The sequence below is a fragment of the Mycobacterium asiaticum genome (genome assembly GCF_001673635.1).
Classification (GTDB): domain Bacteria; phylum Actinomycetota; class Actinomycetes; order Mycobacteriales; family Mycobacteriaceae; genus Mycobacterium; species Mycobacterium asiaticum_C.
On the sequence record NZ_LZMH01000069.1, the window covers coordinates 467671 to 493641 of the forward strand.

Sequence of the window (25971 nt, forward strand, 5' to 3'; positions counted from 1 at the left end):
GATGGCCGGACTGCTCGACTCGGTGCTCGACGCGCACGGCGGACTGGCCCGCTGGCGACAGCTCCGCGAGGTTCAGGCAACCGTCGTCAGCGGCGGCAAGCTGTTCCAGCTCAAGGGTCAACCGCAGGACCCCACGCCGCGCCGGATGACTGCGGCGTTGCACCAAGAGTGGGCGTCGTTGCATCCATTCGGCGCGCCGGATCAGCGGACGGACTTTGCGCCCCAGCGCATCGCTATCGAAAAGCTGGACGGCCGCGTCGTGTCGGAGCGCAAGAATCCGCGGGATTCATTCGCCGGGCACCGGCTCGACACCCCGTGGGATCCGTTGCAGCGCGCCTACTTCAACGGCTACGCCATGTGGACGTACCTGAACTCGCCGTTCCTGATGGCACTGCCTGGGGTCACCGTCACCGAGATTGCGCCCGTCGAGGACCACGGCCAGCGGTGGCCGGGACTTCAGGTGCGCTTCCCGGAGACCCTCGCCAGCCACTGCCCGCTGCAGGAGTTCTACTTCGACGCGGACTGCTTGTTGTGCCGCCACGACTACCGCGTCGATGTCGCCGGCGGCTTCGCGGCCATTCAATACGTCTCGGAGATGGTCCGGGTGGATGGCTTCGCGTTCCCCACCAAGCGCCGGGCGTTTCGCCGCGGCACCGCCGGCAGGCCGATGCGTGACGAGTTGATGGTGTCCATCGACCTGAGCGACTACCGCCTGAGCTGAGCACGCACGACTGGCCGTCGACGCGGCTGAGTATGTTCGGGGCCATGGCCTCCAACGACCAGAAGAACCGCAAATGGGCAGTCTCCGACATACCCGACCAGAGCGGTCGCACCGTCGTCGTCACCGGCGCCAACACCGGAATCGGTTACCACACCGCGGCTGAACTCGCCTTTCGCGGTGCGCATGTGGTGCTCGCGGTGCGCAATCTGGAAAAGGGCAACGCCGCATTGGCCCGCATCATCGCGGTGAAACCCGACGCGGACATCACGCTGCAGGAACTCGATCTCGGGTCGCTGGCGTCAATCCGCCGCGCCGCCCAGGCGCTGCGCGCCAGTTATCCGCGCATCGATCTGCTGATCAACAACGCCGGGGTGATGTGGACGCCCAAGCAGGTCACCGAGGACGGCTTCGAGCTGCAGTTCGGCACCAACCACCTCGGCCACTACGCCCTCACCGGTCTGCTGCTCGATCACCTGCTGCCGGTGCGCGGGTCCCGGGTGGTGACGGTCAGCAGCCTAGGCCACCGGATGCGTGCCGCCATTCACTTCGACGACCTGCACTGGGAACACGGCTACAGCCGGGTCGGAGCCTACGGCCAGTCCAAGCTGGCCAACCTGCTCTTCACCTACGAACTGCAGCGCCGGTTGGCCGACGCCGCCGCCCCCACTGTCGCCGTTGCGGCGCACCCCGGCGGCTCCAATACCGAACTGGCCCGCAATCTGCCGGGCATCTTCCAGCCGATCAAGGCGGTGCTCGCACCCGTGCTGTTCCAGGGCCCGGAGAGCGGCGCGTGGCCGACGCTGCGGGCCGCCACCGACCCCACCGTCGAGGGCGGTCAGTATTACGGCCCCGACGGATTGGGTGAGCAGCGCGGCCGTCCCAAGCTGGTGCAGTCCAGCGCCCAATCCCACGACGCGGAGCTGCAACGCCGGTTGTGGGACGTCTCCGAAGAACTCACCGGCGTCAAGTTTCCCGTCTGACATGCGATCCGTCACCGAACACCAACGTGTCGTCGCCGAGCTGATCCAGCGCCGTCCAGCGGTCGCCGTCGGTCTGGCCGACGCCCTGGGTCTGGTATTGGCCGAGGACGTCACCGCGCCGCTGTCACTGCCGGTCTTCGACAATTCGGCGATGGACGGGTACGCGGTACGCGCCGAGGACACCGCCGCCGCCACACCCGACAACCCGGTGGTGCTGCCGGTCGCCGAGGACATCCCGGCGGGGCGCACCGACCGGTTGCAGCTGCAGCCCGGGACCGCCCACCGGATCATGACCGGTGCCCCGGTACCGGCCGGGGCGACGGCCATCGTGCCTGTCGAGGCCACCGACGGCGGGGTGACGACGGTGCAGATCCGGCAGCATTCCGAAGCCGGGAAACACATCCGCCACGCCGGGGAGGACGTCACCTCCGGGGCCACAGTGCTGCGCGCCGGCCAGCAGGTGACACCGGCCGCACTGGGACTGGTGGCCGCGCTGGGTCTGGATGCCTTGCCGGTGCTCCCCCGGCAGCGAGTGCTGGTCATCTCGACCGGTTCCGAGCTGGTGTCGCCGGGCACCCCGCTGCGGCCCGGGCAGATCTACGAGTCGAATTCGACCATGCTGGCCGCCGCCGTCCGCGACGCCGGTGCGGACGTGGTCGCCACCCCGACGGCGGGCGACGACGTAGCGCAGTTCAGCGCGGTGCTGGATCGCTACGCCGGCGAGTCCGACCTGATCATCACCAGCGGCGGCGTCAGCGCCGGCGCCTACGAAGTGGTCAAGGACGCCTTCGGCCGCGAGGGCGACCAGGGGGTGCAGTTCGTGAAGGTGGCGATGCAGCCGGGCATGCCGCAGGGGGTCGGGCGGGTGGCGGGAACGCCGATCGTCACGCTGCCCGGCAACCCGGTCAGCGCGCTGGTGTCCTTCGAGGTGTTCATCCGGCCCGCCCTGCGCGCCGCGATGGGCCTGCCGGATCCGCACCGGCCGCATCGCACCGCCGTGCTCACCGAGGCGGTGACCTCACCGCGGGGTAAGCGCCAATTCCGGCGGGCGGTCCTGGATCCCGAGGCCAACCAGGTCACCAGTTACGGCCCCCCGGCATCGCACCATCTGCGCTGGCTGGCCTCGGCCAACGCGCTACTGGACATCCCGGAGGATGTCGTCGAGGTGCCGGCCGGGTCCGAGCTACAGGTGTGGGACCTGCGCTAGGACCGGTGGAATTCGTCGGCCGCGTCGAAGGCGGTGGTGCCGGCTATCGCCGCCGCGGCAATCAGGATCACCACCGGAATGCCGACCAGTGCCGCACTCAGCCCGACCCAGTGGGCGAGGTGCCCGATCAGGGGCGGCGACAATAGATATCCCGCCCAGCCGGTTGCCGCGACGATCGCGATCGCCGATCCGCCGTTGCCGGCCGAGTAGGCGGCGCTGAACGCGGTCGGCACCAGCAGTGCCACCCCGGCGCCCAGGCTGGCCCAGCCGATCACGCTCAACACGGGGTTGGCGGTGGCGAGCATGACGCTCACGCCGACGGCGGCGAGCACCGCCAACGCCGGCAGTAGCCGACGCGCCCGGATCCGCGAATGCAGCCGCAGGGCGCCGAACCGGACCACGACCATCGCCAGCGTGTAGGCCGCGTAGCTCACTCCGGCGACACCCGGGCCGGCACCGACGACGTCATGTACGTAATTGGCCGACCAGTCGGCGGCCGCACCCTCACACAGGAACGAGCTGAACGCCACCGCGGCCAGGACCGCCACGGTGCCGTTCATCCAGCCGCGCCTGGATTCAGCCGAGGCGCCGCTGGCGGTTTCGTCGGCGACGAAGGCCCGCGCCAGCGCCGCCCCGAGCAACAGCACCACCGCCCCCAGGACCGTCAACTGGGGCGCAAGGCCGATGCCGACGCTCACGCAGGCCGCACCGATCGTCGCTCCCAGCAAGGCGCCCAGGCTCCACATGCCGTGGAATCGCGCCATGATCGGGCTGCGCTCGAGCCGCTCGACCGTGCCGGCCTGGGTGTTCATCGCAACACCCAAGCCGCCCTGGAACATCCCCCACAGCGCCAGCGCAACGAACAGCCAACCGCCGGACGTCGCCAGCCCGACCGTCATCCCAGCGAAGGCGTAGCCCGCGACCAGGATGGGCACCAATCGCTGACTGCCCCACCGGGGCAGCGCCCAGTGGCAGCACACCGTCGCCAGCACCGACCCCAGCGGCGCCCCGAACAACGCCGTGCCCAGCGCCGCGTCCGACAGCCCCAAACTCGCCTTGACCTGCGGAATATGGGCAGCCCATGAGGAAAACACCACAGCATGAGCAATGAACACCGCCGTGACACCCAGCTTCGCGCGACGCAGCCGTGCCGCGTCCAGAACTTCCGGCGGAATTGGAATCAGACTCCTCAGACAGGCAAATCGGTTCTATGCGTTCCCAGCAAGGGCCGGAACGAACCCCGGTTGTCCAGCCTTCCGTAAGATGACCCGCGTGGCACGACGCCCTGGTTCTTCCGATGGTCCTGCACACTGGCTCGAGTTGGTGCGGTCGACCATTCCCCCGCTCCACCCGGCGGGTATACCTTTCGTCTCCGCCGGCCTGGCCGTGGCCGCCGTCGGATATCGCCATCGGTGGGTGCGCCGGACTGCCCTGGTGGCGGCGGGCGCCTGCGCGGGGTTCTTCCGTCATCCGCCACGGGTGCCGCCCAACCGCCCGGGCGCGGTCGTCGCGCCCGCCGACGGCACGGTCGCGTTGGTCGACTTCGCCGCCCCGCCGGCCGAACTCAGCCTGGGCGACACCCCGCTCCCCAGGGTGAGCATTTTCCTGTCCCTGCTCGATGTCCACGTCCAGCGGGCGCCGGTCAGTGGTGAGGTGCTCGCCGTCCAGCACCGCCCCGGCCAGTTCCTGTCCGCCGACCTGCCCGAGGCCAGCGAGGCCAACGAACGGACCAGTATGCGGCTGCGCACGGCCAGCGGCGCCGAGGTGGTCGTCGTCCAGATCGCCGGCCTGTTGGCGCGCCGCATCGTGTGCCAGGCGCACATCGGCGACAAGCTTTCCATCGGCGACACCTACGGGGTGATCCGGTTCGGCTCCCGGCTGGACACCTACCTCCCGCCGGGCACCGAGCCGCTCGTCCGGGTGGGCCAGCACGCCGTCGGCGGCGAAACAGTCCTGGCCGAGTTGTCATGATCGAGAAGCCCCGGGGACGACGGACGGTCGACCTGCATCTGCTGCCGAGCGCGATGACCGTGCTGTCCATCTGCGCGGGTCTGACCTCGATCAAGTTCGCCCTCGACCACAAGCCGATCCCCGCCATGGCGCTGATCGCGGTGGCCGCGATCCTCGACGCGCTCGACGGGCGGGTGGCGCGAATTCTGGACGCCCAGTCCAGGATGGGCGCCGAGATCGACTCGCTGGCCGACGCGGTGAACTTCGGCGTCACCCCGGCGCTGGTGGTGTACGTGACGCTGCTGTACGAGTGGCCGGTCGGCTGGGCGGTGGTGTTGCTGTACGCCGTGTGCGTGGTGCTGCGGCTGGCCCGCTACAACGCTCAGCAGGACGACGGAACGCTGCCGCCGTTCGCCAAGGAGTACTTCGTGGGCATGCCGGCGCCGGCGGGTGCGGTGTCCATGATCGGCACGATCGCCCTCAAGCTGCAATTCGGTGAGGGCTGGTGGACGTCGATCTGGTTCCTGGCGTTCTGGATCGCCGGCACTTCGCTGCTCATGGTCAGCGCGCTGCCGATGAAGAAGTTCCACACCCTGGCGGTACCGCCGAACTGGGCGGCTCCGCTGTTGGCGGTCCTGGCGATCGCCGCGGCCGCCGCGGTGTTGCAGCCTTACATCCTGATCTGGGTGATCATCATTTCCTACGTCTGCCACATCCCGTTCGCGGTCCGCAGCAAGCGGTGGCTGGCCAAGCATCCCGAGGCGTGGGAAGACAACAACAAACAACGCCGCGCCGCCCGGCGCGCGACCCGACGGGCCCAGCCGCACCGACGGTCGATGGCGCGGCTCGGGCTGCGCAAGCCGGGCAGGCGACTTTGACCGGCGCCAGCCAGCTCACGTTCGTCGCACGCCTGAACACCTCGGCGGTCGACTCGCGCCGGGGCGTAGTTCGCTTGCATCCGAATGCCATTGCGGCCCTTGGCATCCGGGAATGGGATGCGGTGTCGTTGACCGGGTCTCGGACCACGGCGGCGGTCGCGGGGATGGCCGCCGGCACCATCCCGTTCGGCACCGTGTTGCTCGATGACGTCACCTTGTCGAATGCCGGGCTGCGCGAGGGTACCGAGGTCATAGTCAGCGCGGTCACCGTCTATGGCGCGCGCACCGTGACGCTGCGCGGCTCCACGATGGCGATGCAATCCCTGTCGTCGGCCACGCTGCGGCTGGCATTGCTCGGCAAGGTGATGACGGTCGGTGACGCGGTGTCGCTGCTGCCGCGCGACCTGGGTCCGGGCACGTCCACCTCGGCCGCCACCCGCGCCCTCGCCTCGTCGGTCGGCATCAGCTGGACCTCGGAACTGTTGACCGTCACCGGGGTGGACCCGGAGGGGCCGGTCAGTGTGCAGCCGAACACCTTGGTCAGCTGGGGCGGTGCGGTCGACCGGCGCGCCGGCGACACGTCCCGCGAGCGGGTCAGCGTCGCCAGCCCGGACATTCAGGTGGAAGAGCTCAAGGGTGCCCAGCCGCAGGCCGCCAAACTGACCGAATGGCTCAAGCTCGCACTCGACGAGCCCCATCTCCTCAAAACCCTCGGCGCCGGCACCAACCTGGGCGTGCTGGTCTCGGGACCGCCGGGTGTCGGCAAGGTGACATTGGTGCGGGCGGTGTGCGCCGGCCGCCGGCTGGTCGAGCTGGACGGCCCGGAGGTAGGCGCGCTGGCCGCCGACGACCGGCTGCAGTCCGTTGCGTCGGCGGTGACGGCCGTGCGCGACGGCGGCGGGGTGCTGCTGATCACCGACGTCGACGCCCTGCTCCCCGAGACCGCCGAGCCGGTCGCCGCCCTGATCCTGGCCGAGCTGCGCACCGCTGTCGCCACCGACGGGGTCGCACTGATCGCGACGAGCGCGCGGCCCGACCAGCTGGACTCGCGGCTGCGGTCACCCGAGTTGTGCGACCGCGAGCTCAGCGTGCCACTGCCGGACGCCGGCACCCGCCGGGCCCTGTTGGAGGCGGTGCTCAAGCCGGTGCCGACCGGCGAGCTCAGCCTTGACGAAATCGCTAGTCGCACACCGGGTTTCGTCGTCGCGGATCTGGCCGCGCTGACCCGGGAGGCGGCGCTGCGGGCGGCGTCGCGGGCCAGCGCCGACGGCCAGCCGCCGAAGCTCAACCAAGAAGACCTGCTGGGGGCGCTCACCGTCATCCGGCCGTTGTCGCGCTCGGCGAGCGAGGAGGTCAGCGTCGGCAGCGTGACCCTGGCCGACGTCGGCGACATGGCCGACGCCAAGCAGGCGCTGACCGAGGCGGTGCTGTGGCCGTTACAGCACCCCGACACCTTCTCCCGCTTGGGCGTCGACCCGCCGCGCGGGGTGTTGCTCTACGGCCCGCCCGGTTGCGGGAAGACCTTCGTTGTTCGCGCGCTGGCCAGCACCGGCCAGCTGAGCGTGCACGCCGTCAAGGGTTCGGAACTGATGGACAAGTGGGTGGGCTCTTCGGAGAAGGCAGTCCGCGAATTGTTCAGACGGGCAAGGGATTCCGCGCCGTCGCTGGTGTTCCTCGACGAGGTCGACGCGCTGGCGCCGCGGCGTGGTCAGAGCTTCGACTCCGGCGTCACCGACCGGGTGGTGGCCGCACTGTTGACCGAACTCGACGGCATCGACCCGCTGCGCGATGTCGTGGTGCTCGGCGCCACCAACCGTCCCGACTTGATCGACCCGGCGTTGTTGCGGCCCGGCCGGCTGGAACGCCGGGTGTTCGTCGAGCCCCCCGACGCCGAGGCGCGACGCGAAATCCTGCGGACCGCGGGCAAATCCATTCCGCTGAGCTCCGATGTGGATCTGGACGTGGTGGCCGCCGGCCTGGATGGCTACAGCGCGGCCGATTGTGTGGCGTTGCTGCGCGAGGCGGCGCTGACGGCGATGCGGCGCTCCATCGACGCCGCTGACGTCACCGCGGCCGACCTGGCCGCCGCGCGGGAAAAGGTGCGGCCCTCGTTGGACCCGCTGCAGGTGGAGGCGCTGCGTGCCTTCGCCGGAGACGGCTGAGGAACTACTCGGACAACTGGAATTCGATCATCGCCGCAACCGAGTCCACCGCCTCCCGCAACGCCACCAACCGGTCCGCGGGTGACGCCGCCGACAGCACCGCGTATTTGTCGGCCGGGCCCATCGGGATTCGGGTTGCCAACGCGTACAACATTTTCCCGATGTCGTCGGCAGCCTCGTCCGGATAGTTGAGCAGCACGTCGCGCTCCGGCAGCTCCACGTCGCGCACCGCTGCGATCCGCTCGAACAGCGCCAGTACCCGGTCCTCGACATCGCGGAACTGGGCGGCGGCCACCGGCGGCCCCGGCTCATCCGGCCACGCCCGGACCCGCGCCCGCGGGTAGGGGTCGTCGGGCAACCATCCCACCACCTGAATGCGTTCGCCCATCTGGCAATCGAGCACGTACCGGCCCGCACCGGCGTTTACGTACTCGGCGATCCGCGCCACCGCCCCGACATCGCAACGGGCATCGGCCCCACCGACTTCGCGGCCACGGGAGATCAGCACCACCCCGAACCGGGGCTCCGGCCGATCCAGGCAATCGCGGACCAGCGCTGTGTAGCGGGGCTCGAAGATGCGCAACGGCAGATCCTCGCCGGGCAGCAGCACGGATTCGAGCGGGAACATCGCCATCTCGACGGGTTCACGATCCATCACACCTGCGCCCCCTTCCTATCCCCTTGCCCACCATAACTAGTCAGCACCGCCCGGGCGGCGGCCGCGACGTCGTCGGCCAGCCATTCGGGCGGCGGATCGTCGTGAGCGTGACGGCGCACGACCGCGTACGGCAGGTCCGCGACCGCACGATTCACCGCATCGACGGCGCGCGGATCGCTGGTGCCGTACAACGCTTGCGCCAACTCCCGCACCCGCTCGATCAGCGGCGCATTCATCGCGGTCAACGTCTGCCGGAACGACGCGTCGGGGCGGCCGTCCACCAGATCGTCGGGCCGGATGGTCAACAGCAGTCGCGCGTCCTCCGGCTGCTCGCGGGCGAATTCGACTGCCGCGACGGCCATGGCCACCGCCACTTCTACGGCGCTGTCAGCCGAAGCTGCCAGCGCGCGGGTCTGAAACCGCTCGAGGGCGCGCAGCCATGCCGCGATCACCACCCCGTCCCGGTTGCCGAACCGGTGATAGAGCGTCCCGGCCGGTGCGCCACTGGCCTTGGCTATCGCCGCCACACTGGCAGCACGCGGGCCGCCGGTAAGCACCAGCGCTCGCGTCGCGTCCAGGATCACATCGGTTTCATGCTTCCGCGGCGGGGCCACGATCTAGTACGATCCTTCCATATGGAACGATTACCCTATATCGATGAGCATGCTATCGCGATCCACGCCTCAACGGCCGAAGTCTGGTCCGCGCTGTTGCGCAAGATGTGCCGCGACCCGGCAGACCCCACTACGCTTCCCGTCGGCTTCAAGCTGCACGAGGCAATCGAGCCGCGCCGCCTGGCGTTGCGGGGCCGGCATCCCTTCGCCGTCTACCGGCTGATCTTCGAGATCGAGCCCTATGGCAGCGACCTGGATGGCACCCGGCTGCGGGCGGTCACCTTTGCCGCCTTTCCGGGACCGCACGGGAGAATCTATCGCGCCCTGGTCATCGGCACCGGCGCACACCGCGTGGTAGTCCATCGAATGCTGAGACAGATTGCCGCACTGACACATTCGCAGGAATCGGCGGTGCGTTGATTCCGGTGTGAACGCGCTCCGTCAGATCTCCAATTCCGCGACCAGCGCGTCCACCACCGACCGCAGGTCACCGTCGTGTTCCTCGGCGACCCGGCGCTGCCGCTGATAGGACGCGCCACGGCGCGGGATGTCGGCCACCGCGGCGAGCTCGTCGGAGCATCGCAGCGACTTGGCGATGGGCTCCAACCGGTTCAGCACGTCGTCGAGGTCCTCGGTGACCAACCGCTCGTTGCTGTCGGCGTCCAGGATGATCACCGCGTCCAGCCCGTACCGGGCCGCCCGCCACTTGTTCTCCTGAACGTGCCAGGGCGGCATGGTGGGCAGCGATTCGTCGGCTTCCAGGCGGCGGTCCAGGTCCACGATCAGGCAGTGCGTCAGCGCCACCAGCGCACCCAACTCGCGCAGGTTGGACACCCCGTCGCAGATGCGCACCTCGAGCGTGCCGAGATGTGGCGAAGGTCTTATGTCCCAACGCACTTCGTCGACATGGTCGATGATGCCGGTCTTCTTCTGGTCGTAGACGAACCCTTCGAACTCCGACCATTTCTGGAAGTGGAAGGGCAGTCCCGCCGTCGGCAACTGCTGGAACATCATCGACCGGTTGCTTGCGTACCCGGTGTCTTCGCCGCCCCACCAGGGCGAGGACGCCGAGAGCGCCAACAGGTGCGGGTACTGGTTGAGCAGCGAGGACATGATCGGCATCACCTTGTTGGCCGACGAAATCCCCACGTGCACATGCACACCCCAGATCAGCATCTGCCGGCCCCACCACTGCGTGCGCTTGATCAGCTCGGCGTAGCGGGGGGCATCGGTGAGCTTCTGGCTCGACCACTGCGCGAACGGGTGGGTGCCCGCGCAGAACAGCTCCATCCCGCGGTCCCGGACGATCCGGCGCGCGGGGCCCAGGGTGCGGCGCAGGTCTTCCATCGCCTCCCCCGCGTTCTCACAGATACCGCTGACCACCTCGACGGTGTTGCGCAGCAATTCTTTGTGCACGCAAGGGTTTTCGCCGATCTCGGCGATGACGGCGGTGGCCTCGTTGCTCAGGTCCCTGGTTTGGGCGTCGACGAGGGCGAACTCCCACTCCACGCCGACGGTCGGGCGCGGCGAACGAGCGAAATCGATGCGGTGGGCCGCCCTGGTGGCCGGCAGAGCGCTCGGACCCTTATCCGGTCCCTTACCCAGTCCCGATGACACCGCACGCCACCCGCTTGCCGGCGTCACCGGTGGTCATGGTCGTCTCGTCCGGACCGGGCTGTCCGTTGACCTGATAGCGGTCCGGGATGTTGGTGAAGTTGTCCGCGCCGGCATGAATCATGATCGCGGTCTTGCTGCCGGCCAACAGGTCCTCGGCGGTGAAGCCGTCCGTCGTCGTCACCAGCATCCCCTGCCCATCCTTGCGGACCTGCAACGAGGTCAGGTCGCCGCTGGCGTGCGGACCGGTGGCTCCTGGGGCGGAGAAATGCCCACCGGCGGAAAGGAAGTCGCCTGGCGCACCGCCGGTTGGTGCGACCGAATTGGGTTCGCACTTGCCGACTTTGTGGATGTGCACGCCGTGGAAGCCGGGCGAGAGCACGCCGGAACCTGTTGTGGTGATCGTGACGGTGGCGTAGCCGTTGGCGAATTCGAACTTCGCCGTCGCGATCTGCGCTCCGTCGGGCCCCTTGAGCACCGACAGCAACGTCTGCGCCGCGGCCCCGGCTTGCGGGCTCGGCGTGGCTTCCTGGTGACCCGAGGTCGCCGGCGCCGGGGTTCCGGTCCAGACCGACGGCGTCGTGCCGGGTGTCGTCGACGCATGTTGGGGCGAGTTGCAGGCGCTTAGCAGCGCAACGGCAGACAGGGCGGAAATGGTGGCGGCTGCGACATTGAGACCGGCGAGCTTAGGCATAGCCGAGAGCCTAGCCTGGCGGCGAGGCGAACTCAGGATCAACCCGTCACCAAAACGATGACACCCGGCGGCTGGTCGGAAAGTGCGGGGATGCGCTTTTCGACCGGTGCGCCCAGCTTCTGGCCGACCGCATCCGCGGTTGCCTTCTCGCCCTCGTCGTTGTAGTAGACGGTGGTAGCTGGGATGTCCGGTATGGCCAGGTTGGTCACTTCCGTCACCTTGAACCCGGCGGCCTTGAGCTCGTCGGCGGTGCGTGCGGCGATGCCCTCGCGAGACGAGATGTTGTACACCCGCACCTCGGCCTGATTCGCCGCCGGCTTTGCACTTGTCGACGTCGGCGCGCTGGTGGTGAGCGCCGTTGTGACCGCGGAAGTGTCGTCGTCGGACTTTCCGGCCGAGTCCAGCGCCTGCCAGCCCAGCAACAGGAAGATCACACCCAGGAACAGCAGCACCATCACCATGGCCCGCAGGGGAAGACCCGAAGAATCAGGTACGCGCTCGTTCATCGAGCCAACTGTAGCCGGGAACCGTCAGGTGACCTCGAAGCCGAGGCGGCGCGCGGCCCTGGCCTTCTGACGGCTGGCCCGCAACCGCCGCAACCGCTTAACCAGCATCGGGTCGGCGGCCAGCGCCTCGGGCCGGTCAACCAGGGCGTTGAGCACCTGGTAGTAGCGGGTGGCCGACATCGAGAACAGCTCTTTGATGGCGTCTTCCTTGACGCCGGCGAACTTCCACCACTGACGTTCGAAGGCCAGGATGTCGTGTTCACGACGGGTCAGGCCATCGGTGATCTCCGAGTCGCCCCCCGCTTGATTTGCCCGCGCCATCGCGCTGTCCATATCGCTTCCCCTGGACCCTTCCGGCGAAAACTCGAATGACTTTGACCTACATAGGGGCAAATGCTTTGCGCGAATATTGAAACACGCGCGTTTGCGTTGGACCGGAATGCAGCCCCGCGAGTCGGCTGACTTGTTCGCCCCGACCCGTGCTGCGTAGCAGGCAGCGACCGTCGCGGGCGCGCTGCGTCGTCTTGGTCACACTGGGATGCCGGTCCGATCCGGGCTGCGCTTAAGCTAGCCGACCATGGCAGTCGTACCCATCCGCATCGTGGGAGATCCCGTCCTGCACACGCCCACGACGCCAGTCCAGGTCGGCGCCGACGGATCGTTGCCGGCGGATCTGCCCGAACTCATCAAGACCATGTACGACACGATGGACGCCGCCCACGGCGTCGGGCTGGCGGCAAACCAAATCGGGTACGGACTGCGGCTGTTCGTCTACGACTGCTCCGACGACCGCGGGCTGACCGACCGCCGCCGCGGAGTCGTGATCAACCCAGTGCTGGAGACCTCCGAGATCCCGGAAACCATGCCCAGCGCCGGGCATGACGACGACGAAGGCTGCCTGTCCGTTCCCGGCGAGTCCTTCCCCACCGGCCGCGCCGACTGGGCCCGCGTCACCGGGCTCGACGCCGACGGCAAACCGGTCAGCATCGAGGGCACCGGTTTGTTCGCCCGCATGCTGCAGCACGAGACCGGGCACCTCGACGGGTTCCTCTACCTGGACCGCTTGGTCGGCCGGCACGCGCGCGCCGCGAAGCGGGCGGTCAAGTCGAACGGTTGGGGCGTGCCCGGTTTGTCCTGGTTGCCGGGTGAGGGGCCCGACCCGTTCGGTCACTGATGATCTCCTGGCCGCCCCTCGGCACCCGGGTGACGCTCCGATACCGGCGGCCCCCCGGCTCGGTCCCGCCGCTGTCCGATGCGGTCGGACGCCTGCTGTCCGTCGAGCCCAGGGCAAGGGTGCAGACGAAGTCCGGCGCTATCGTCGAAGTGGCACCCGGCGATGTGGTGGCGCTGCGCGTCCTGACCGACGCGCCGGTGCGCACCGCCGACATCCGGGCTCTCGAGTATGTCGCCGCGGCGGCCTGGCCCGGCACCGCACAAACCTGGCTCGATGGCTGGCTGCTGCGCGCGCACGGACCTGTCTTGGCCGCCAATTGTGCTGCACCACTGCATATTTCGGCTCGAATTGACGCTGTTCCGGCGATTGCCGCGTGGTACGAAAGCCGCGGACTGACCGCGCGACTGGTCATTCCCGACCGGCTGCTGTCAACGCCGCCGGATCCGGCGTGCGAAACCGTCGAACAGGTTCTGGTCCGCGACCTCGTCGGTGAGCCGGGCGAGCCCGTCCTGTCGGCGCGGCCGGACGAGGGGCCGGTTCGCGCCGCGATATCCGATGCACCCGACGGCACTCGGTGGGTGGGCCTGTCCGCCGCGCCCGCGGACCACACCGGACGGTGCGAGGAGCTGCTGGCCTGGGGCGCCAGTCACGGCGCCACCCGGGCGCACCTGGCGGTGGCGGAGCCCGACTCGACCTGCGCGGCACAGTCTTTGGGCTTTCGGCTGCATCATCGCCGGCGGTACGTCCTGCCATCCATGAGATAGGAGAACCCATGCCCGACGGCACGCTGCGGCTGGCCACCTGGAACGTGAACTCGATCCGTAGCCGCCTGGACCGCGTCCTCGACTGGCTGCAACGCGGGGAGGTGGACGTGCTGGCGATGCAGGAAACCAAATGCTCGGACACGCAGTTTCCGGCCCTGCCCTTCTTCGAGCTCGGCTATGAGACCGCGCACGTCGGGTTCAACCAGTGGAACGGCGTGGCGATCGCATCCCGCGTCGGCCTCGACGACGTGCAGATCGGCTTCGACGGACAGCCCACCTGGAGCAGCAAGCCCGACGTGGCCGCCGCGGCGGAGGCCCGTGCCCTTGGCGCGACCTGCGCCGGCGTGCGGGTGTGGAGCCTGTACGTCCCCAACGGCCGCACCCTCACCGATCCGCACTACGTCTACAAGCTGGAATGGCTTGCGGCGCTTCGGGATACCGCCTCCGAATGGCTGCGCGAGGACCCGACCGCCCCGATTGCACTGGTCGGCGACTGGAACATTGCGCCCACCGACGAGGACGTCTGGAGCACCGATTTCTACCGGGGCAGCACCCACGTGTCCGAGCCCGAGCGGCAGGCCTTCAACGCCATCGTCGAAGCGCAATTCGTCGACGTGGTAAGGCCTTTCACGCCCGGACCCGGGGTCTACACCTATTGGGACTACACCCAGTTGCGTTTCCCGAAAAGGCAAGGGATGCGTATCGATTTCATCCTCGGCTCGCCGGCGCTGGCGGCACGCGTCGCTGACGCGCAGATCGTCCGGGAAGAGCGCAAAGGCAAGGCGCCCAGCGATCACGCCCCGGTGCTGGTCGATCTTCGTGCCCCCTGAGGCCCCAGCAAGTTTGGGGCCTGCTGTGAATCACATTGCTGATTCTGGTGAACTGCGCGACGGCGGGGTATACAGGCAGGAGAGCCAAGCCAGGGAGTCATCATGGGTGTCGTCGACGGAGCGGTGCGCAGTGTGGGTCGAACGGTGAGTCGGGCGGCGACAGCGACCACGGCTGCGGCCGGCGCTGTCGGTGGCGCCGCGGTCAACGGCATCGTCGGCGGCGTCAAAGGCGCCGCCGAAGGCATCCAGCAGGGACTCAGCACCGGTAGCAAGTCCACCCCCGCGGCCGCGCTGGCGCTCGGGGCGGTCGGCGCCGCGGGTCTGGTCGAGTGGCCGATCCTGTTGGCCGTCGGAGGCGGCGCGCTGCTGTTGCGCAAGCTGGGTCACGGACCCGGGCAGCCCGCGCCGCCGACCCCGACGAAACTGACTGCGGTACCCACCGAGGAAGCGCCGGAGACGACGGAAGCGCCGAAGACATCGACACCGCGCAAGGCCGCGGCTAAGAAGGCCCCAGCCAAGACGGCGGCCAAGAAGGCATCCGGCCGGCGGGCAGGAACCGGCAACCTGCGTAGCACCAACTGATCGCGGCGATCAGCACTGTTGAGCAACGCGCCGGTGATCAGCCCGATCGCTCGTCCCGACTTCAAGCACCCCGACGCGCCACATCAGCGCATAAAGCTCGGTCAAAGGCCCCCTCAGCAACGCGGCGAACGACGAAGCCAGCGGGTCAGCCAGATGATCTGTCGTCGTCATATTCCCGACGGTGACCGCTCCATCGGGCGCAACGGCAAACCCTTCGTTACTGAAAGGCAAATGATGGCGGAAAACAAAACTCGCCGGGAAACCTCCCAGCGCGACGCCGTGGACAAGATCCGGGCAGGCCAAACCTTCGCCATCAACCTGCCGGTGGTGGGCAAGGTGGCCGTGCCCCGGCCCGAGCAACTGGCCTATTACGGCGGCTTGGCGGCGTTGGCGGCCTTCGAACTCATCGACTGGCCGGTCGCCTTGGTCATCGCCACCGGGCACGTGCTGGCCAGCAATCACCGCAATCAGCTTCTGGAGGAACTCGGCGAGGCGCTGGAAGACGTGTAATACGAGGCGGTCAGCGGTCCTGGTGATCGAGCAGCGCGTCAGGCACGGTCGGATAGACCTGCAGAATGCGGTCCAGTTCCGTGACCTCGATCGGCTGCAGCACCGGGGGATGGTCGGCGACCAGTCGCACCGATGTCCCGGCGGCCACGCCCTCCTCATGGCTGTCGAGCAATGCGTTCAACCCGGCGCTGCCGAGTAGGTTCACCCGCTCCAGATCGACGATCACCAGGCGCGCCGGGTGGGTGGCGGCCACCTCGAGCGCCCTTTTGAGTTCGACGATCAGCATGTCGACGCTACTCGAATCGATATCCCCCTCGGCGAGCACGACGACCCCGTCCGCACGCGACTCCTGGGTGACCTTCAGCAGCTCCATCGGTATTACCCGCCTAAATGTGTCAGATTTCGGCCGGTGGGCAAGGCGCGGATGCCCGACTCCGCCGCCCTTTCTCAGTGCTGTGGAGAATAACGCGCTGGTTAGGGGCTGGATTCGGCAGGGATGCGTTCATGCACAGTCAGCAACAGGTGGTCGAACTGTCCCTGCGCGACGGTCGACGGATTGGCCAGCGACGTGACCTCGTCCAGCAGTTGCTTGGCCAGCGCGCGCAGTTTGACGTTGGTTTCCTGCGACCGCCACTGCAGCACCCGAAACGCCTGCTCGGCGTTGACCCGGTACACGTACATCAGCACGCCTTTGGCTTGCTCGATGGTCGCGCGGTTCTCGAACAGGTCGGGTAACGCTTCGTCGAGCATTTCTTGGCGGGCCTCGTCGAAGGTGTCGGTGAGATCGATGTAGTGGCCCGCGGTGCCGAGCACCGCACCCGACTCGTCCAGCATCCGGTCGGCCACCACGATCGCGTCATGCACCTGACCACGCGTATCGATGAATCGGTGTCTGCTGGAGAACGACTCCCCCGAACGCAGCGCGTAGTCCAGCAGGTCCTGCACGTGCGCGCGGTCTTCGGGATGCTTGTGCGACAGCAGCAGTTTGGTGGTGGGCTCGACCGAACCGGGCTCATAGCCGTGCATCCGGGCCACCTCGTCCGACCATTCCCAGCGCTGGCCGACGAACCAGAACCGGAAGCTACCCACATTGAGGTAGGGGCGGGCTCCGGCGGGTTGCACCCCGCCATCATCCCATTCGCCGGTGACACCACATACGAGCAGTTCAACTCGGCCGCGGACGTTCTCCCCTCGCATGCGCGGGCGGCGCTGCGCTAGCGTGGGAGGCGCCACCAACAAATGACGCGGGAGCGCATGCCTAGTGCGCTGAGAGGACGGCTGGGGCCGTCGACCGTAAGAACCTGACCGGGTAATGCCGGCGTAGGGAGATGCAGGATGACCGTCACCATTGAACCGTCCGTTACCACCGGCCCGATCGCGGGCAGCCACAAGGTGTATCGAGACGTGGACGGCATGCGAGTGCCGTTCCGGCGGGTGGATTTGTCCACCGGCGACCACTTCGATCTGTACGACACCTCCGGGCCCTACACCGACCCGAACGCGGTGATCGATCTGGCGGCCGGGTTGCCGCCGCGACCCGGCGTGGTCCGCGACCGCGGCACTCAGCTGCAGCGGGCCCGCACCGGTGAGATCACCGCCGAGATGGCGTTCATCGCCGCGCGCGAAGGCATGCCGGCCGAACTGGTCCGCGACGAGGTCGCCCGCGGACGCGCGGTGATCCCGGCCAACCACAACCACCCCGAGAGCGAGCCGATGATCATCGGCAAGGCATTCGCGGTCAAGGTGAACGCGAACATCGGCAACTCGGCCGTCACCTCGTCGATCGCCGAGGAGGTCGACAAGATGGTGTGGGCCACCCGCTGGGGCGCGGACACCATCATGGACCTGTCCACCGGCAAGAACATCCACGAAACCCGCGAGTGGATCCTGCGTAACTCGCCCGTCCCGGTGGGCACCGTGCCGATCTACCAGGCGCTGGAAAAGGTCAAGGGCGACCCGACTGAACTGACCTGGGAGCTCTACCGCGACACCGTGATCGAGCAGTGCGAGCAGGGTGTCGACTACATGACCGTGCACGCCGGGGTGCTGCTGCGGTACGTGCCGCTGACGGCCAAACGGGTCACCGGCATCGTCTCCCGCGGCGGATCCATCATGGCCGCCTGGTGCCTGGCGCATCACCGGGAGTCGTTCCTGTACACCAACTTTGAGGAGCTTTGCGACATTCTGGCGCAGTACGACGTCACCTTCTCCCTCGGTGACGGCCTGCGCCCGGGTTCCATCGCCGACGCCAACGACGCCGCGCAGTTCGCCGAGCTGCGCACCCTCGGCGAACTGACCAAGATCGCCAAAGCCCATGGCGTGCAGGTGATGATCGAGGGTCCGGGCCACGTCCCGATGCACAAGATCGTGGAGAACGTGCGCCTGGAAGAGGAGCTGTGCGACGAGGCTCCCTTCTACACCCTGGGACCGCTGGCCACCGATATCGCACCGGCCTATGACCACATCACCTCGGCGATCGGCGCCGCGATCATCGCCCAGGCGGGCACCGCGATGCTGTGCTACGTCACCCCGAAGGAACACCTCGGCCTGCCCGACCGCAAGGACGTCAAGGACGGGGTTATCGCTTACAAGATCGCCGCGCACGCAGGCGATTTGGCCAAGGGGCACCCGCACGCGCAGGAGCGCGACAACGCCCTGTCGCAGGCCCGTTTCGAGTTCCGGTGGAACGACCAGTTCGCATTGTCACTCGACCCCGACACCGCTCGGGAGTACCACGACGAGACGCTGCCGGCCGAGCCCGCCAAGACCGCGCACTTCTGCTCGATGTGCGGCCCGAAGTTCTGCTCGATGCGCATCACTCAGGACGTCCGCGACTACGCCGCCAAGCACGGGCTGGAGACCGAAGAAGACGTAGAGGCCATGCTCGCCAGCGGCATGGCCGAAAAGTCACGCGAGTTCGCCGAACACGGCAACCGGGTGTATCTCCCGCTCGCGTGAATTTCCTGCCGTTACCGCAGCCGGCAGCGACGCCGCTGCGGGTACTGACGATTGCCGGATCCGACTCCGGAGGCGGTGCCGGCATCCAGGCCGACATGCGCACCATCAGCCTGCTGGGCGTGCACGCATGCGTGGCCGTCACCGCGGTCACCGTGCAGAACACGCTGGGTGTCAGGAGTTTTCATGAAGTGCCCGACGATGTGGTGGCCGGCCAGATCGAAGCGGTGGCCACCGACATCGGCATCCAGGCCGCCAAAACCGGGATGTTGGCGTCGTCGTCCATCATCGGCGCGGTAGCCCGGACCTGGCGGCGGCTGGAACTGACCGTGCCGCTGGTCGTCGACCCGGTGTGCGCGTCCATGCACGGCGATCCGCTGCTGGCCGGCTCCGCATTGGATTCGCTTCGGACGCAACTGTTTCCGTTGGCCACGCTGGTGACGCCGAACCTGGACGAGGTGCGCCTGCTGGTGGACATCGACGTCGTCGACCCCGACTCTCAGCGCGCCGCGGCCAAGGCCCTGCACGCCCTGGGTCCGGCCTGGGCGCTGGTCAAGGGTGGCCATCTGCGATCGTCGGACCGTAGTTGCGACCTGCTATACGACGGCGCCGACTTCTACGAGTTCGACACGCCGCGACTGCCCACCGGTGACGACCACGGCGGTGGGGACACTCTGGCGTCCGCGGTGGCCTGCGCGCTCGCGCACGGATATTCCGTGCCGGACGCGGTGGCATTCGGAAAGCGTTGGGTGACCGAATGTCTGCGCGCCGCCTACCCCCTGGGCGGAGGCCACGGACCCGTATCACCGTTGTTCCGGCTCGGATCGTGAACCTCGATCAGATCGCCGGAGTCGCGCACCGGCCCGAAGGCAACCCGCACGGCGTGGTGGTGTTGACCCATGGTGCCGGCGGCAATCGGGATTCCGCACTGTTGCAACGGGTTTGCGACGAGTGGGCCCGAGTTGGCTGGCTCGCGGTGCGATACAACCTGCCGTACCGGCGCCGTCGCCCGAAGGGCCCGCCGTCGGGTTCGGCCGCCACCGACCGCGACGGCATCGTCGAGGCAATCCAGTTGTGCCGCGACCTCGCCGACGGCCCCTTGGTGGTCGGCGGACATTCCTACGGCGGGCGGCAGACCTCCATGGTGGTCGCCGAAAACCGCACACCGGTGGACGTGCTGACGCTGTTCTCCTACCCGGTCCATCCGCCGGGCAAGCCGGAGCGTGCCCGCACCGAACACCTGCCGGAGGTTACCACCCCCACGGTGTTCACCCACGGCACCTCCGACCCGTTCGGCAGCATCGCCGAACTGCGCGACGCCGCCGCGCTGATCCCGGCACGCACCGAGATCGTCGAGATCACCGGCGCCCGGCACGACCTCGGCTCCAAGAACCTCGACGTCGCCCAGCTGGCGGTCGCGGCGGCCCTTCGACTGCTGGTCTGAGGCCTACCGCCAAATCCCACATTCAGCCACATCCCTGTAGAATGCCCATTAACATATGGACGCACGAGGGGGCTCCGATCGGTGGGCGGGACAGATGTTGCGGACAATTCGCCGGGTGCTGAGCTATCAGCTCGCAGTCGGGCGGCTGCTAGCCATCGGAATCGTTGTCGGCGTGCCGTACCTGCTGGTTGGGACGGTTTGGTCAAATACACACACCGATCACCTGCGCGACCTGCACGGCGCCGACCTGGCGGTTTCCTATTTGGGATCGATCGTGTCCTGGCCGGTACTGCTGTTCTCGAACGTCTGCATGACCTGAACCGCAGCCAGTCAAGCACTCATTAACATCGTCTGGGGGAAATGTGAGTCGTCGTCAGATATACCTCGGGATCGCCGGCCTGGCAATGGCGTTGATCGGGCTGGGTGCCCTGTGGTTCCCGGTCTACCTCGATCAGTTCGACATCTACGGCATGAAGGTCAACTGCGGTAATGGGATCGGCGCCATGGTGGTCCAGACGCAGGTCGAAGGCGAGACCGCGGCCCGGTGCGGCACCGCTTTGTTAGTCCGGCGGTTGTGGTCGATTCCCACCGTTGCCATCGGGTGGGTCCTGGTCACCGCGTTCGTGGTGATGTGGGTGCGCGACGAACACCTGGAGGAAGAGCCCGCCCATTACGTGCCGCATCCCGAGATCGCCGGCCCCACCACGGGATGGTGGACCGGGCGGCGTTCGTAGCTACGCCGCCACGGCCGGCACCGCGTGATACTGCACGGCGACCACCGGAGCGGGTGCCCCGGAGTAGGTGTCGTCCGGCTTCGAGTTGGCGCCGATGATCACGAAGACGATGAACAGGACCAGGGCCAAAGCGGTGCCGAGTCCGCCGATGATGATCCCGGCGATTGCCATCCCGCGCCCACCCTGGCCGGTGTTGCGGATCTGATTGAGCGCGATGATCCCGAAGATCACCCCCAGGAACGAGCCGATGATGCAAATCAGGAAACCGACCAGCGCCGTCACCAGAGACGCGATCGCCATCCCGTTCGTGCCGACGCTCTGCTGCGGGTAGCCCGGCGACGGGTAGCCATATCCATATCCCGGCGGTTGCGGCGGCGGGTAGCCATAGCCCCCGCCCTGCGGCGGCTGGTAACCACCGCCCGGCGGCGGGTAGTCACCCGGTGGCGGTGGGTAGTAGGGCGGTTCGGTCACAGGAGCCTCCTTATCCCGGGTAGCGCGAGTAGCACCCTTCCATCTCCCCGCCCACACCGGCGCGGAACGCCGCGATCCGGGTGAAACCGGCGGGGACGCTGGCACCGTCGGCGTCACTGGCGACGAGGTGGTTGGTGAGCAATCCGGCCACGGCCTCGTCGAGGTCGCCGGCCGTCAATACCAGCGAATTACCCGAAGGCAGCTCGATGTTCTCGGCCATCTTCTTGTGCGCGACGCCGGTGAGGCACGCCGTACGCAGTGCGGTCCAGGGACTCTGCATCGGCAACTTGCGCTCGTGTTGCACCGCCAGGGCGTATCTCGACATCACGATCGACAGCGCGGTGTCGTCGCCCTGGGGCAGACTGTGCTCCTTCTCGCCGGCAACCTTGCCCATGGTCGCCAGCGCGGGCAGGTCCACGGCGATGGTGTTGGTAGCCGGGCAGTAGGAGGCCGGCGGGCTGGGCTTGGCATTTGAGCAACCGCCCTCCGTCATGGACAGGGTCGGCGGATTCTTCGGCGCGAAGATTTTGCCCATCAGCTCCATCAGCGTGTCCAGGGTTTCCTTGGTGATCTTCACTTCGCCCGTCTCCGTGCCGCCACTGGTGTCCACCCGCAGCGCGGTCGGTAGGTCACCGCGGCGCTGCTCGACCTCGGCCTTGTTGATCGCGGCGCACGCCTGAGTTCCGGTGACGAAGCCCATCTGGAAAGCGCTGACCCGATCCAGCGCCGACCCGTGTTCGTCGTCGTTCTGCGAGTCCGCGTCCATCACCGGGTCGCGGGTGGTGATGATCCCGGCGAGTACGTGGTCGAGCCCGTCGGCGGTGCTCAGGTTGAAGCGCGACGACTTGCCCGCGGCCACGTTGTACAGATAAACCCCGGCAAAGCAGTCGGCCTGCTGCTCGCGAACGATGGTCGGGTCGCGCCGGGTGACCAGTTTGGCCATGGTCTGTAACGCGTGCCCGAATTCATGTGCGAGCACACCGTTCACAGACATGTCCCCGAAGTACTGTTGGGCGACCGCCATGAACACCCCACGGTCCCAAGCGATCATGTTGCAGCGCGACGTGAAGAACGCGTTGACCAACTGATAGGTCTCGTTGTAACAGACGATCGGACTGTTCCGGTCGTTCGAGTCATAAGACACCAGTTTGTCGACGGGTTTGAACGAGCCCTTCAACGGGGCTGTGTAGTTGGCTTTCCAGAACTCCTCGATGTCGTTGATGGAGTACAACGACAACTTGTCGATCGGACCGTTGTTGGTGTTGAGCACGGTGCCGGTGGGCGCCGGTCCGTTCGGCTTGGTACCGCTGGGCCCGCTGGTGGCCGGCAAACCACCCACCCGGAACGGATCGTTGAGGATCGACACCGCGCGTCCGGGCACCATGGTGGTGCAACCCACGACCATCAGCACCACCCCGAGGCACGCCGATCCAGCCCGTAACCAGGCAATCAATGTGTGCGAGCGCAACTTCATCCACCAACCCCGTCCCGACCGGCCTGCACGCAAGGATCCCTTAGTTTAGACACCTCACGGCGTCGCGCTAGGAAACTCGCGTCCGATGCCGCTTGTCATGGGGCGTGACACCGTTTACCCCGTTGATCGACTCCGCATAGGTGCCCACCGCAAACGCCACCCCGGCGCCCATCACCGCCAGCGCCTCGCGGTTCACCGCCTCCACCGTGTCTCGCGGGCTGCGGTAGCCAGGATCGAACGCCGCGCCGGCCTGGCCGCCCCAAAGACGCGCCTGCACAGTCGTTTTGGTCTGTGATGCGCCGGTGTTCATGCCCCCGACCGGCACGCCGGCAACCAGGAACGGGTGGTAATCGGTGTTGGTGTTCAACGGCATGTCGGCCGGCCGCTTCCCAGCCAGGTTCAGATAACCCGCCAGCGTGCGCTCGATACCGGCCGAACCTTCCGGCACATCTGCCGACGCCACGCCCGGGCCCGCTGGACCGGACTGGTCCCCGTCATCGGTGAAAAAACCCGGGTTCGGGGAGCCCAGCATGTCGAAATTCAGATACAGCGCGATGTTGTTGAGCGCCGCGTTGTCGAGGCCGAACACGTAGTCCATCGAGCCGTTGAGTCCGTTCTCGGCGGCACCCCAGAACGCGAACCGCACCGCATTGGCCACCGGCGGCAACGGGCCCAGCTGCAGCGCCGTTTCCAGCACGGCGGCCACCCCGGATCCGGCGTTGTTGACGCCGGGGCTGTCCACTGGGCTGTCCAGGTGTGAGCCGACCATCACCACCTCGTCCGCGGCGCCGGTCTTGGTCTGCGCCAGCACATTGCGGGAGATGATCTTGACGTTCTCGGCGTCCAGCACCAGCCGCACCGTCGCCGTGCCGCGTCCCAGCGCAGCGGCTCCGGCGGCTCCGACGACCGCGACCGGCAGGGTGAGCTGGTTGTAGTAACCGGGATTGAACAGGGTGGCCGGGGCCCCCTGACCGATGGGCTGGCTGGTCACGATCACCGCCGCCGCGCCCTTGGCCACCGCGCTGTTCTGCTTGTCGACCACCGAGCAGCGGCTGTCGTCGACCACCGCGATGGCGCCCTTGGGCAACGCGGCCGGGTAGTCGGCCGCCGCACAGCCGGCCGGCTGGGTCGGCCGGACCACCTGCCCCGTCAAACCACCCGTCGGCGTCCGGACCAGCAACGAGGCCTGGTCAACGGGAAAGCTACGGCCGGCCACGGTAAGGGTCGGTTTGCCCTCCGACACCGTGTGCAACCGCTGGAATTGGGGCGTGGTGACTTCAAACCCCTTGTCCCGTAATGCTTTCGCGATGTAATCCACACTCGAGTCATAGCCGGACGTGCCTGCCGCCCGGCTGCCGCGGTTGGCGTTGGCGATGTCTTGCAGGGCCCGCAGGTGAACGAACATCCCGTCCGCGGTCACCTTGGCAGCCAGGGATCGGGCCGGATCGGGCGCCACGCCCGGCGACGGATGCGACGGACGCGATGCCGAACACGCCGCGAGCAGAAGTGTCAGCAGGAGGACGGCGAGCCGACGCGTCATGGCTTGGCGAGCACGTGGCGGGTGCGGTCTCCAATGATCGGAACCCCGTTTCGGCCGCTGAGATCCTGCGCATAAAGGGCCACGGCGTAAGCGACACCACCACCCTGGATGCCCAGCGAGGTGCGGTCGATGTGCTCGAGGTTGTCACCCTTCTGGTGATAGTTGGGGTCGAACGGCTCGTTGGCCGCGCCGCCCCACAGCTTGGCCTGCTCATCGGACTTCTTGCCCTCGGCGCCGGAGAACAGACCGCCCGACGGGATCCCGGCCAGGGTGAACCCGTCGTAGTCGGACCGGCCATCGAAGGAGGTGTCCTCCGCGGTCTTTCCGGCCTCCTTCAGGTAGGCCACCAGGGTGCGTTCGATCCCGGCCGAGCCTTCCGGCACGACCGGCTGGCCACGTTCGTCCGCCGGCAGCGATTGGTCGCCGTCGTAGGTGAAGTAACCCGGGTTCGGTGAGGCGAGCATGTCGAAGTTCAGGTACAGAGCGATGTTCTTCAGTCCGTCCAGGTCCAGCGACTCGACGTAGTTGCGCGAACCGATCAAGCCGAGTTCCTCGGCGCCCCAGAAGCCGAACCGCACCGCATTGCGCACCTGCGGCGAACTCCCAAGCTGCACAGCCGTTTCCAGCACGGCCGCCACGCCCGAGCCGTTGTCGTTGATGCCCGGTCCCTCCGGGACGCTGTCCAGATGCGCGCCGGCCATCACAACGTCCGAGGTGGACCCCGTCTTGGTCTGGGCAATGACATTGCGGGCCTTGAAATCCTGGGTGTGCGCGTCGAGTTTGATGGTCACGGGGCCGGACTTGGCGCGTAGCTGGAACCCGACGGATTTGGTGACGCTGACTACTGGGATCTTGACGTCGGTGTTTGCTCCAAGGGTGCCGCCCATCGCCTGCTCGTCGACGTTGTCGATGACAATCAGCGCCGCCGCTCCGCGCTGCGCGGCGGCATCCTCCTTCTGCGCGAACTGGCACGAGCCTCGATCGACCACCACTACCGCGCCCTGCACGGGCAGCCTGTCGTAGTCCGACGGCGTGCACCCGGGGCTTTCGTCGGTGGGGGCGAACAACAGCGGCCCGGTCACGCCCTCGGCCGGCGTGCCCCGGCTGTACTCCAGCGCGCGCGCCTCGGCGGTCAGCTCACCCGCCGATACCGACCCTTTCTCGGCGTGGAACACCCGGGCCGAGAACTCCGGGGTCTGGACGTCAAAACCCTGCTTGCGCAACGTATCCACCACATAGTCGACGCTGGCTTCATAGCCGGGGGTGCCCACCGCCCTGGTGCCGTTGTTGGCGTTGGCGATGTCCTGAAGTTTGGACAGGTGCGCCATCATCGCGTCGGTGGTGACCTTGTTGCGCAGCGTGGTGGCGAACTCGGTGGCGGATTGGTTGCTGCCGCCGGACTGCTGGCTGGTGCCGCGTCCGCAGCCGGTCATCATGAGGGCGGCGATCAATACCGCGGCAAGCACCGCCGGCATCGCCTTCGATTTGTGCACCATTGCGCCCAGACTA

At 67.7% G+C, this 25971-nt stretch carries 31 protein-coding genes and 1 riboswitch; of the genes, 17 read left to right on the plus strand and 14 right to left on the minus strand.

Annotated features, from left to right (window positions below; translation table 11 throughout):
• Position 1: 1 nt before the first annotated feature.
• From A5645_RS21010 to moeA, 3 genes are read left to right on the plus strand one after another with little or no spacing between them, the layout of a single operon-like run.
• Positions 2 to 721: a hypothetical protein gene (locus A5645_RS21010; protein ID WP_065130865.1), complete on the plus strand. Its 720-nt coding sequence runs from the start codon at positions 2 to 4 to the stop codon at positions 719 to 721.
• A gap of 44 nt (positions 722 to 765) precedes the next feature.
• Positions 766 to 1701 carry an SDR family NAD(P)-dependent oxidoreductase gene (locus A5645_RS21015; RefSeq protein ID WP_065034549.1) on the plus strand — a complete coding sequence of 312 codons (936 nt, stop codon included), beginning with the start codon at positions 766 to 768 and terminating at the stop codon, positions 1699 to 1701.
• Position 1702: 1 nt separating this feature from the next.
• Positions 1703 to 2908 (plus strand): molybdopterin molybdotransferase MoeA, encoded by a 1206-nt coding sequence (gene moeA / locus A5645_RS21020; protein ID WP_065130866.1) that lies wholly within the window; start codon positions 1703 to 1705, stop codon positions 2906 to 2908.
• Here moeA and A5645_RS21025 read toward each other — a convergent pair.
• Positions 2905 to 4053, minus strand: coding sequence for an MFS transporter (locus A5645_RS21025; protein ID WP_065130867.1), 1149 nt, complete (start codon positions 4051 to 4053; stop codon positions 2905 to 2907). The genes moeA and A5645_RS21025 overlap by 4 nt on opposite strands.
• Positions 4054 to 4180: 127 nt before the next feature.
• On the opposite strand from A5645_RS21025, the gene A5645_RS21030 reads away from it, so the two are divergent.
• The 3 genes from A5645_RS21030 to A5645_RS21040 are packed head-to-tail and all read left to right on the plus strand — an operon-like array spanning position 4181 to position 7898.
• A complete protein-coding gene (locus A5645_RS21030) occupies positions 4181 to 4879 on the plus strand; it encodes a phosphatidylserine decarboxylase (RefSeq protein WP_155768095.1) in 699 nt (232 codons plus the stop codon).
• Positions 4876 to 5736, plus strand: coding sequence for a CDP-diacylglycerol--serine O-phosphatidyltransferase (gene pssA, locus A5645_RS21035; RefSeq protein WP_065034501.1), 861 nt, complete (start codon positions 4876 to 4878; stop codon positions 5734 to 5736). Before A5645_RS21030 ends, pssA begins: the two co-directional genes overlap by 4 nt.
• The gene (locus A5645_RS21040) at positions 5733 to 7898 is read left to right on the plus strand and encodes an AAA family ATPase (RefSeq protein ID WP_065130869.1); all 2166 of its coding nucleotides are present in this window, start codon (positions 5733 to 5735) and stop codon (positions 7896 to 7898) included. The genes pssA and A5645_RS21040 overlap by 4 nt, the downstream gene beginning before the upstream one ends.
• 4 nt (positions 7899 to 7902) lie before the next feature.
• Here A5645_RS21040 and A5645_RS21045 read toward each other — a convergent pair whose 3' ends face one another.
• Together A5645_RS21045 and A5645_RS21050 are read right to left on the minus strand one after the other, a co-directional pair.
• Positions 7903 to 8553, minus strand: coding sequence for an LON peptidase substrate-binding domain-containing protein (locus A5645_RS21045; protein WP_065130870.1), 651 nt, complete (start codon positions 8551 to 8553; stop codon positions 7903 to 7905).
• Positions 8553 to 9170 (minus strand): TetR/AcrR family transcriptional regulator, encoded by a 618-nt coding sequence (locus tag A5645_RS21050; RefSeq protein ID WP_065130871.1) that lies wholly within the window; start codon positions 9168 to 9170, stop codon positions 8553 to 8555. The genes A5645_RS21045 and A5645_RS21050 overlap by 1 nt, the downstream gene beginning before the upstream one ends.
• 21 nt (positions 9171 to 9191) lie before the next feature.
• Here A5645_RS21050 and A5645_RS21055 point away from each other — a divergent pair, with 21 nt between their 5' ends.
• Positions 9192 to 9590, plus strand: a complete 399-nt coding sequence (locus A5645_RS21055) for a hypothetical protein (RefSeq protein WP_065130872.1) — start codon at positions 9192 to 9194, stop codon at positions 9588 to 9590.
• A 21-nt stretch (positions 9591 to 9611) separates the two neighbouring features.
• Here the strand turns inward: A5645_RS21055 and A5645_RS21060 are convergent, their stop codons facing one another.
• From A5645_RS21060 to napA, 4 genes are read right to left on the minus strand one after another with little or no spacing between them, the layout of a single operon-like run.
• On the minus strand, positions 9612 to 10742 hold the full coding sequence (locus A5645_RS21060; protein WP_065034547.1) for a glutamate--cysteine ligase: 1131 nt from the start codon (positions 10740 to 10742) through the stop codon (positions 9612 to 9614).
• Positions 10743 to 10767: 25 nt separating this feature from the next.
• Positions 10768 to 11478: a superoxide dismutase[Cu-Zn] gene (sodC, locus tag A5645_RS21065; RefSeq protein ID WP_065034497.1), complete on the minus strand. Its 711-nt coding sequence runs from the start codon at positions 11476 to 11478 to the stop codon at positions 10768 to 10770.
• A gap of 38 nt (positions 11479 to 11516) precedes the next feature.
• Positions 11517 to 11984: a LytR C-terminal domain-containing protein gene (locus A5645_RS21070; RefSeq protein WP_065130873.1), complete on the minus strand. Its 468-nt coding sequence runs from the start codon at positions 11982 to 11984 to the stop codon at positions 11517 to 11519.
• A 24-nt stretch (positions 11985 to 12008) separates the two neighbouring features.
• Positions 12009 to 12317, minus strand: coding sequence for a nucleoid-associated protein NapA (gene napA, locus A5645_RS21075; protein WP_065034496.1), 309 nt, complete (start codon positions 12315 to 12317; stop codon positions 12009 to 12011).
• Positions 12318 to 12561: 244 nt separating this feature from the next.
• Here napA and A5645_RS21080 point away from each other — a divergent pair, with 244 nt between their 5' ends.
• From A5645_RS21080 to A5645_RS21095, 4 genes are all read left to right on the plus strand, one after another.
• The gene (locus A5645_RS21080) at positions 12562 to 13158 is read left to right on the plus strand and encodes a peptide deformylase (protein WP_065034495.1); all 597 of its coding nucleotides are present in this window, start codon (positions 12562 to 12564) and stop codon (positions 13156 to 13158) included.
• Positions 13158 to 13922, plus strand: coding sequence for a GNAT family N-acetyltransferase, cg3035/Rv0428c family (locus A5645_RS21085; protein ID WP_065130874.1), 765 nt, complete (start codon positions 13158 to 13160; stop codon positions 13920 to 13922). The genes A5645_RS21080 and A5645_RS21085 overlap by 1 nt, the downstream gene beginning before the upstream one ends.
• Before the next feature lie 23 nt (positions 13923 to 13945).
• Complete coding sequence (locus tag A5645_RS21090; protein WP_172830580.1) at positions 13946 to 14752, plus strand: exodeoxyribonuclease III; 807 nt, start codon at positions 13946 to 13948, stop codon at positions 14750 to 14752.
• Positions 14753 to 14854: 102 nt separating this feature from the next.
• Positions 14855 to 15334, plus strand: coding sequence for a hypothetical protein (locus A5645_RS21095; RefSeq protein ID WP_065034492.1), 480 nt, complete (start codon positions 14855 to 14857; stop codon positions 15332 to 15334).
• 9 nt (positions 15335 to 15343) lie between these two features.
• On the opposite strand, the gene A5645_RS28840 is transcribed toward A5645_RS21095, so the two are convergent.
• Positions 15344 to 15505, minus strand: a complete 162-nt coding sequence (locus A5645_RS28840) for an Rv1535 domain-containing protein (RefSeq protein WP_253867080.1) — start codon at positions 15503 to 15505, stop codon at positions 15344 to 15346.
• Positions 15506 to 15565: 60 nt separating this feature from the next.
• Between A5645_RS28840 and A5645_RS21100 the strand changes: the two genes are divergently transcribed.
• Positions 15566 to 15844: a hypothetical protein gene (locus tag A5645_RS21100; protein ID WP_065034491.1), complete on the plus strand. Its 279-nt coding sequence runs from the start codon at positions 15566 to 15568 to the stop codon at positions 15842 to 15844.
• Positions 15845 to 15854: 10 nt separating this feature from the next.
• Here A5645_RS21100 and A5645_RS21105 read toward each other — a convergent pair whose 3' ends face one another.
• The gene (locus tag A5645_RS21105; protein WP_065034490.1) at positions 15855 to 16217 is read right to left on the minus strand and encodes an STAS domain-containing protein; all 363 of its coding nucleotides are present in this window, start codon (positions 16215 to 16217) and stop codon (positions 15855 to 15857) included.
• A gap of 101 nt (positions 16218 to 16318) precedes the next feature.
• Entirely contained in the window at positions 16319 to 16966 is a 648-nt protein-coding gene (locus A5645_RS21110; protein ID WP_065034546.1) for a PAS and ANTAR domain-containing protein, read from the minus strand.
• Between the two features lie 112 nt (positions 16967 to 17078).
• Positions 17079 to 17188: riboswitch (TPP riboswitch) on the plus strand.
• On the opposite strand from A5645_RS21110, the gene thiC reads away from it, so the two are divergent.
• The 5 genes from thiC (at position 17180) to A5645_RS21135 (ending at position 20977) form a co-directional block, all read left to right on the plus strand.
• Positions 17180 to 18802 (plus strand): phosphomethylpyrimidine synthase ThiC, encoded by a 1623-nt coding sequence (gene thiC, locus A5645_RS21115; RefSeq protein ID WP_065130876.1) that lies wholly within the window; start codon positions 17180 to 17182, stop codon positions 18800 to 18802. Its footprint overlaps the riboswitch before it by 9 nt.
• Entirely contained in the window at positions 18799 to 19629 is an 831-nt protein-coding gene (thiD, locus tag A5645_RS21120) for a bifunctional hydroxymethylpyrimidine kinase/phosphomethylpyrimidine kinase (protein ID WP_065130877.1), read from the plus strand. The genes thiC and thiD overlap by 4 nt, the downstream gene beginning before the upstream one ends.
• Positions 19626 to 20243, plus strand: coding sequence for an alpha/beta hydrolase family protein (locus tag A5645_RS21125; RefSeq protein WP_065034487.1), 618 nt, complete (start codon positions 19626 to 19628; stop codon positions 20241 to 20243). The genes thiD and A5645_RS21125 overlap by 4 nt, the downstream gene beginning before the upstream one ends.
• A 94-nt stretch (positions 20244 to 20337) precedes the next feature.
• Positions 20338 to 20562 (plus strand): hypothetical protein, encoded by a 225-nt coding sequence (locus tag A5645_RS21130; RefSeq protein ID WP_065034486.1) that lies wholly within the window; start codon positions 20338 to 20340, stop codon positions 20560 to 20562.
• A 43-nt stretch (positions 20563 to 20605) separates the two neighbouring features.
• Positions 20606 to 20977 (plus strand): hypothetical protein, encoded by a 372-nt coding sequence (locus A5645_RS21135; protein WP_231123009.1) that lies wholly within the window; start codon positions 20606 to 20608, stop codon positions 20975 to 20977.
• On the opposite strand, the gene A5645_RS21140 is transcribed toward A5645_RS21135, so the two are convergent.
• The 4 genes from A5645_RS21140 to A5645_RS21155 form a co-directional block, all read right to left on the minus strand.
• Positions 20978 to 21448: a DUF4190 domain-containing protein gene (locus A5645_RS21140; protein WP_065130878.1), complete on the minus strand. Its 471-nt coding sequence runs from the start codon at positions 21446 to 21448 to the stop codon at positions 20978 to 20980.
• Between the two features lie 10 nt (positions 21449 to 21458).
• Complete coding sequence (locus tag A5645_RS21145; protein ID WP_065034483.1) at positions 21459 to 22922, minus strand: neutral zinc metallopeptidase; 1464 nt, start codon at positions 22920 to 22922, stop codon at positions 21459 to 21461.
• Between the two features lie 67 nt (positions 22923 to 22989).
• Positions 22990 to 24462 carry a M28 family peptidase gene (locus A5645_RS21150; protein ID WP_065130879.1) on the minus strand — a complete coding sequence of 491 codons (1473 nt, stop codon included), beginning with the start codon at positions 24460 to 24462 and terminating at the stop codon, positions 22990 to 22992.
• Positions 24459 to 25958, minus strand: coding sequence for a M28 family metallopeptidase (locus A5645_RS21155; protein ID WP_065130880.1), 1500 nt, complete (start codon positions 25956 to 25958; stop codon positions 24459 to 24461). The genes A5645_RS21150 and A5645_RS21155 overlap by 4 nt, the downstream gene beginning before the upstream one ends.
• Between the last annotated feature and the right edge of the window lie 13 nt (positions 25959 to 25971).